The sequence below is a fragment of the Vibrio sp. 10N.222.55.C6 genome, from assembly GCF_041473395.1.
Lineage (GTDB): Bacteria > Pseudomonadota > Gammaproteobacteria > Enterobacterales > Vibrionaceae > Vibrio > Vibrio crassostreae_C.
Map to the genome: position 1 here is coordinate 1 of NZ_JBFRSD010000458.1, position 217 is coordinate 217.

The window sequence follows — 217 nt, forward strand, 5'->3', positions numbered from 1 at the left end:
TGGTATTACGATTCCAACTGGAAGTGATGGCCAACCTCTGTTCTCGATTGAAGCCATCACTTATGACTCCGATGGTAATGAGACATCAGGGACTATATCTGAATTAAGTGGCTTTGGAATTGGTGTCGCAGGCTCTATTAGGGATAGCGGACAAATTGCTGATCAGATTGAATATGATCCTGGATCTGACACCTCTGAAAAAATTAAATTTGAATTT

Annotated in this window: 1 protein-coding gene; it reads left to right on the forward strand. The window is 40.6% G+C overall.

What is annotated here, in order from left to right; genetic code table 11:
* Window positions 1-217: hypothetical protein (locus AB4486_RS24585; RefSeq protein ID WP_372119288.1), on the forward strand; the 217-nt coding region annotated here is incomplete at both ends.